6 protein-coding genes and 1 rRNA gene are annotated in these 6,377 nt (G+C 75.3%); 1 reads left to right on the forward strand and 6 read right to left on the reverse strand.

The window, feature by feature from the left end; translation table 11 throughout:
* Window positions 1-30 precede the first annotated feature (30 nt).
* From ACIQG9_RS29405 to ACIQG9_RS29415, 3 genes are read right to left on the reverse strand one after another with little or no spacing between them, the layout of a single operon-like run.
* Entirely contained in the window at window positions 31-891 is an 861-nt protein-coding gene (locus ACIQG9_RS29405; protein WP_400408457.1) for a TlyA family RNA methyltransferase, read from the reverse strand.
* A 20-nt stretch (window positions 892-911) separates the two neighbouring features.
* Window positions 912-1,160: a hypothetical protein gene (locus tag ACIQG9_RS29410; RefSeq protein ID WP_400408465.1), complete on the reverse strand. Its 249-nt coding sequence runs from the start codon at window positions 1,158-1,160 to the stop codon at window positions 912-914.
* A gap of 22 nt (window positions 1,161-1,182) precedes the next feature.
* The gene (locus ACIQG9_RS29415) at window positions 1,183-1,821 is read right to left on the reverse strand and encodes a hypothetical protein (protein ID WP_400408459.1); all 639 of its coding nucleotides are present in this window, start codon (window positions 1,819-1,821) and stop codon (window positions 1,183-1,185) included.
* Between the two features lie 114 nt (window positions 1,822-1,935).
* Between ACIQG9_RS29415 and ACIQG9_RS29420 the strand changes: the two genes are divergently transcribed.
* Complete coding sequence (locus tag ACIQG9_RS29420) at window positions 1,936-2,271, forward strand: SCP2 sterol-binding domain-containing protein (protein ID WP_400408461.1); 336 nt, start codon at window positions 1,936-1,938, stop codon at window positions 2,269-2,271.
* A gap of 24 nt (window positions 2,272-2,295) precedes the next feature.
* Here the strand turns inward: ACIQG9_RS29420 and ACIQG9_RS29425 are convergent, their stop codons facing one another.
* The 3 genes from ACIQG9_RS29425 to rrf all read right to left on the reverse strand — a co-directional run.
* Window positions 2,296-3,315 (reverse strand): HAD-IIA family hydrolase, encoded by a 1,020-nt coding sequence (locus tag ACIQG9_RS29425; RefSeq protein WP_400408462.1) that lies wholly within the window; start codon window positions 3,313-3,315, stop codon window positions 2,296-2,298.
* A complete protein-coding gene (locus tag ACIQG9_RS29430) occupies window positions 3,312-4,367 on the reverse strand; it encodes a hypothetical protein (protein ID WP_400408463.1) in 1,056 nt (351 codons plus the stop codon). The genes ACIQG9_RS29425 and ACIQG9_RS29430 overlap by 4 nt, the downstream gene beginning before the upstream one ends.
* Window positions 4,368-6,284: 1,917 nt before the next feature.
* A 5S ribosomal RNA gene (gene rrf / locus ACIQG9_RS29435) occupies window positions 6,285-6,377 on the reverse strand; the annotation flags it as partial.

The raw sequence follows: 6,377 nt of genomic DNA on the forward strand, positions 1-6,377 counted from the left end.
GGGGCACCGTCCCGCCGCCGCGCACCGGACTCACCCTGCCACCTCCCCGGGCTCCGCGTCCGACCCGGCACCGGACGGCGTCGGCCCCTGCGGCCCGGCCGCCACCACGGCACGCACCCGCTCCGGGTCGGCCGCCGGCGCGTCCCGGCGCAACCACACGAAGAACTCGACGTTGCCGCTCGGGCCGGGCAGCGGGCTGGCCGCCACGTCCGCCAGGCCGAGCCCGAGACCGGCCGCGGTGGCCGCCACGTCCAGCACCGCCTCCGCCCGCAGCGCCGGGTCACGCACCACCCCGCCGGCCCCGACCCGCTCCTTGCCCACCTCGAACTGCGGCTTGACCATCAGCGCCAGGTCACCGTCGGCGCGGGTGCAGCCGGCCAGCGCCGGCAGCACCAGGCGCAGCGAGATGAACGACAGGTCGGCCACGGTCAGGTCCACCTCGCCGCCGATCGCCTCCGGCGTGAGCGTACGCACGTTGGTGCGTTCGAAGACCCGGACCCGCCCGTCGTTGCGCAGCGGCCAGGCGAGCTGGCCGTAGCCGACGTCCACGGCGACCACCTCGGCCGCGCCGCCGCGCAGCAGCACGTCGGTGAAGCCACCGGTGGAGGCCCCGGCGTCCAGGCAGCGCCGGCCGGCCACGGCCAGCCCACCGGGGGCGAACGCGGCGAGCGCGCCGACCAGCTTGTGGCCGCCCCGGGAGACGTACTCCTCGACCGGGTCCGCCCCGGTGACCAGCAGTGGGTCGGCCGGGTCGACCATCGCGGCGGGCTTGCGCGCGGGCACGCCGCGCAGCAGGACCCGGCCGGCCTCCACCAGCGCGCCGGCCTGCTCGCGCGAGCGGGCCAGGCCGCGACGGACGAGCTCGGCGTCGAGCCGGGTACGACGTGCCATGGGGTGGTTCTCCGGTCGGTTCAGGCCTGGTCGATGGTGGCGAGGGTTTCCCGCAGCGTCTGGTACGCCGCCTCGTACTGGGCGATCTGGTCGGCCGGGGGCAGCCCCTCGGCGTTGGCCATCGCCCGGACGGCCGCGTCGACCGCGGGGTGCCGGGCCTCGTCGAGATCATCGTCGACCACGGGTCGGGGCGGCGGGCCGGGACGGGGCCCGACCGGCGAACCGGGACGGGCGCCCGGTGCCGGACCGGGACGGAACGGGCCGGTCACGACCGGGCCCCGGCGACGCGGCTCACTGGTCACCGCCGGTCCGACGCCGCCCGGGTGCGGCCTTCTTCACCGGCCCGGCCGGTGGGGTGGCAACGTCCACCTCGGCCGGCTGCCGGCGCGCCACGGCCTTCTTCACGGCCTTCTTCGCGACCGCCTTCGTCGGGGCCGGCACCGGCGGGACGGCGGTGCCCGCCGGTGCCGACGCGGTGCCGGGAGTCGACGCGGTGCCGGGGGTCGGCGCGGTACCGGGAGTCGGCGCAGTGCCGGGAGTCGGCGCGGTGCCGGGAGTCGGCGCGGTGCCGGGAGTCGGCGCGGTGGTGTCGGGTGCCGCGCCAGCGGTGCGGAGCGGGCCGGGGGCGCCCTTGGCCTCACGGAGCTGCCGCTCCAGCTCGCGCACCCGGCGGGTCAGCTCGGCGACCTCGTCGGCGGTGGCGAGCCCCACCGCGCCGAGCGCCCGGTCGACCTCGAACCGCACCAACTTCGTCAGCGCCTCCCGGTTCGCCGCACCGGTGGCGACGAGTTCCTCGGCGAGCGTCTGGAGCTGGGCGGCGGTCGCCCCGCCCGTGCCGACCAGCCGCCGCACGGCGTCCTGGGTCCTCTTCCGGGGCGCCTCCGTCAGGCCCATGGCCAGCTCCAGGTAGGCGCGCCACGCGTCCTGCATGACTGAGTCCTTCCGCGGGGCGGGGTGTGCGGGTCTCACGCTACCGGGCACCCCGTGCCACCCATTGCGGTACCGTGCCGGGGGAACGGCGTGGCGTGTGCTGAGGGAGACGATGTGGCCAGCGTGGACGAGTGCCGACAGGCTCTGCGGGATCTTGCCGACCGGCTGGACCGCCACGCTGACGTGCAGGGAAAGATCGACCTGGACCGCACCCTGGCCTGCCGGGTGACCGACCTGGAGACGGCGTTCCACGGCCGGATCGCCGGTGGCCGGCTGGTCGACCTCACCGACGGCGACGACCCCAAGGCGAAGATCGCGCTGATCACCACCAGCGACGATCTGGTCGCCCTGGTACACGGTCAGCTCGACATCGGCCGGGCGATCGCCGCCCGGCAGGTGTCCATCAAGGCCAGTCCGTTCGACCTGCTGAAGCTACGCAAGGTGCTCTGAACACCGTCGTTGCTGAGCGGCGGCTCAGCCGGCCAGGCCGAAACCGGCCAGTACCTGCGCCGCCTCGGGCGAGGCCGGTCGCACGTCCGCGCCGGTGCCCGCCGACCAGGCGATTGCGCAGAGCGCCGCCAGCGCGTCCAGCGGCCGTCCCGCGCCGCGCAGCTCCACCGCGCCGTCCACCACCGTCGCCGACCAGCCACCGGTCTCCGGTCCGCCGGGGACCGGGACCACCGCCGCCGGATCGAAGAGCCCGGCCAGGTCCGCCGCGACATGGGTCGGCCGCCGGCCCTCAGGCGCGGACAGCAGCTCGGATAGGTCGCTGACGCCGGTGAGCACCAGCAGGCAGTCCAGCCCGGCCCGGCGGGCACCCTCGATGTCGGTGTCCAGCCGGTCGCCGACCACCAGGGTCCGGCCCGTGCCGGCACGGCGGGCGGCGGTGGCGAAGAGCGCCGGTTCGGGCTTGCCGACCACCACGTCCGGCGCCCGGTCCAGGGCGTGCCGCAGGGCCGCCACCAGCGACCCGTTGCCGGGCAACGGGCCACGTCCGCTCGGCAGGGTCCGGTCGGTGTTGGTGGCCACCCAGATCGCCCCGGCCCGGATCGCGACCGACGCCTCGGCCAGGTCCACCCAGCCCACCTGCGGGCCGTACCCCTGGACGACGGCGACCGGCGCGGAGTCGGCGCGGTCGACCGGGGTGAGCCCGACGGCGCGGATCTCGGCGCGCAGCGCCTCCGCCCCGACCACGAGCACCGGCGCCCCTGTGGGGAGCCGGTCGCACAGCAGCTCCGCGGCGGCCGCCGCAGAGGTGAGCACCTCCACCGGATCGGCCGGTACGCCCATCCCGGTGAGCAGGTCGGCGACCTCGCTGGAACGCCGGGACGCGTTGTTCGTGGCGAACGCCACCGTGCGGCCCTCGGCCCGCAGCGCGCCGAGGGCCTCGACCGCGCCGGGGATCGGCCGGTCGATCAGGTAGATCACCCCGTCCAGGTCGAAGACGACCAGGGCGTACCCGTCAACCAGCCGGTCCCCGGCGACCTCGCTCATCGCTGCGCCGGGTCCGACCCGCGACCGGCGGCCGGCTGACCCGCCGGGTCACCTGAGGCGGTCCCGCCGGTGGGCGTGCCGTCGGTGCCCGGAGCGTCGCCGTCACGGTGGTCCGCGTCGCGGCCACTGTCGTCCTCGTCGTCCGCATCGAGGTCGTCGTCGTCCTCGTCAAGGTCGTCGTCCTCGTCGTCGAGGTCCTCGTCGTCCTCGTCAAGGTCGTCGTCCTCGTCGTCGAGGTCCTCGTCGTCCTCGTCAAGGTCGTCGTCGTCCTCGTCGTCGAGGTCCTCGTCGTCCTCGTCGTCGTCCTCGTCGTCGTCCTCGTCGTCGTCCTCGTCGAGGTCCTCGTCGTCGTCGAGGTCGTCGGCGGTCGACGTGGGGTCGGCGTCGGACCGGGCCGACACCGCGCCGGCAGCATCCGGATCGGCCACCGGTTCCTCAGCCGGCTCGTCGTCCTCGTCGTCGCCCTCGATGACCACCCCGTCGAGTTCCAGCAGCCGCTCCGCGGCGTCGGTCTCCCCGTCGGTGTCCACGTCGGCGGCCCGGGAGAACCACTCCCGGGCCTCCTCGCGGCGAGCCACCGCGAGCAGCGCGTCGGCGTACGCGTAGCGCAGGCGCGCGGTCCACGGCTCGGTCGAGTCGGTGGTCAGCTCGGGGACCTGGAGCATGGCCACCGCGGCGTCCTTCTGCCCGAGGTCGCCCCGGGCGCCGGCGGCCACGATCAGCAGCTCGATCGCGACGGCCTTGTCGAGCTTGTCGCGGTCGGCCCCCCGGAACAGGTCGATCGCCCGCTCCGGACGTCCCAACGCGCGCTCGCAGTCGGCGAGCACCGCCAGGTGGCTCTGCAACCCGGTCATCCGGTGGTACGTACGCAGCTCGGCGATCGCCGTCTGCCACTCCCCCGCGTGGTACGCGGCCAGACCGACCGCCTCACGAACGGCGGAGATCCGGGACGCCAGCCGACGGGCGGCCATCGCGTGGGCCAGCGCCTCGGTCGGGTCCTCGTCGATCAACTGGCCGGTGGCGACCAGGTGTCGGGCGACGGTGTCCGCCACCGGCTTGGCCAGCGAGAGGAGTTCAGCGCGGACGGCCGTGTCGAGGTCGCTCGCCAAGATCTCCTCGGGCAGCGCCGGTGCGGCCGGACGGCCGCCCTCGGCCTCGTCCCGGCGCTCCCGGTCCGGGCCGAACCCACCCTCGCGACGCCGGTCGTCGGTGCCCCGGTCGTCGTCACGGCGCGGCCGGTCGTAACCGCCGCGCTCGCCACCCCGGTCGGACCGGAACCGGTCGCCGCCCCGGAAGCCACCCTCGCGGGAGTCACCGTCCCGGCGGAAGCCGCCCTCACGGCGGTCGCCACCGGCGAAACCACCCTCACGGCGCTCACCGCCCCGGAAACCACCCTCGCGACGCTCGCCGCCACGGAAACCGCCCTCGCGACGCTCGCCGCCAGCGGAGCCGCCCTCACGACGCTCACCGCCCCGGAAACCACCCTCACGGCGGTCGCCACCGGCGAAGCCACCTTCACGGCGCTCACCGCCCCGGAAACCACCTTCACGGCGGTCGCCACCACGGAAGCCACCCTCGCGGGAGTCACCGTCCCGGCGGAAGCCACCCTCGCGACGCTCGCCACCGGCCGAGCCGCCCTCACGGCGGTCGCCGCCCCGGAAACCACCCTCACGGGAGTCACCGCCACGGAAGCCACCCTCACGCGGACCGGACCGGAAACCACCACGGTCGCCACCACGGGAGCTGTCACCGTCCCGGCGGAAACCACCCTCGCGACGGTCACCCCCGCCGAAACCGCCCTCACGGCGCTCGCCGCCCCGGAAACCGCCACCACGGGGAGCGTCGCCGTCCCGGCGGAAGCCACCCTCGCGACGCTCACCCCCGCCGAAGCCGCCCTCGCGACGGTCGCCACCCGCGAAGCCGCCCTCGCGACGCTCACCGCCCCGGAAACCGCCCTCGCGACGGTCGCCACCACGGAAGCCACCCTCGCGGGAGTCACCGTCCCTGCGGAAGCCACCCGGACGGGAGTCACCATCACGCGACCCACCCCGGAAACCACCCTCACGGCGCTCGCCACCACGGAAACCGCCCTCGCGGGAGTCACCGTCCCTGCGGAAGCCACCCGGACGGGAGTCACCATCACGCGACCCACCCCGGAAACCACCCTCACGGCGCTCGCCACCACGGAAGCCACCCTCGCGGGAGTCACCGTCACGACGGAAGCCACCCTCGCGACGCTCGCCACCGGCCGAGCCGCCCTCACGGCGGTCGCCGCCACGGAAGCCACCCTCACGGGAGTCACCGCCACGGAAGCCACCCTCACGCGGACCGGACCGGAAACCACCACGGTCGCCACCACGGGAGTCGTCCCGGCGGTCGCCGCCCCGGAAACCGCCCTCGCGGGAGTCACCGTCACGACGAAAGCCACCGGGACGGGAGTCACCATCACGCGACCCACCCCGGAAACCGCCCTCACGCGGACCCGAACGGAAGCCCTCGCGGCGGTCACCGCCGCCGGGCGCGCCGTCGCGGCGGTCGCCACCACGGAAGCCGCCAGTGCGGGGGGCGTCACCACCACGGGTGGCGTCGCCGTCGCGGCGGAAGCCGCCCTCACGGCGGTCACCGCCACGGAAGCCACCCGCGCGGGAGTCACCGTCGCGGCGGAAGCCGCCGGGACGGGAGTCGCCGTCACGGGATCCCGAGCGGAAACCACCCTCGCGGCGGTCACCAGTGCGGTATCCGCCCTGCTGGCCGCCGCGATCGTCGCGGTCGCCCCGGTACGGGGGACGGTCGTCCCGGCGGGGGCCGGCATCCCGGCTCTGGGGTCGGTCGGCACGGTCGTCGTAGCGGCGCGGACGATCTCCGCCCTGCGGTCCTGAACTCACAGGTACATCCTTCCTGATTGCGCCACCTACGGCGCTACGCAGTCGAGGGCCGACCCGGATGGGGCGGCCCTCGACTGGAAGATTGTCCGGCGGTGTCCTACTCTCCCACACCCTCCCGAGTGCAGTACCATCGGCGCTGGAGGGCTTAGCTTCCGGGTTCGGAATGTTACCGGGCGT

It is taken from the genome of Micromonospora sp. NPDC092111, from assembly GCF_044755745.1.
GTDB lineage: Bacteria > Actinomycetota > Actinomycetes > Mycobacteriales > Micromonosporaceae > Micromonospora.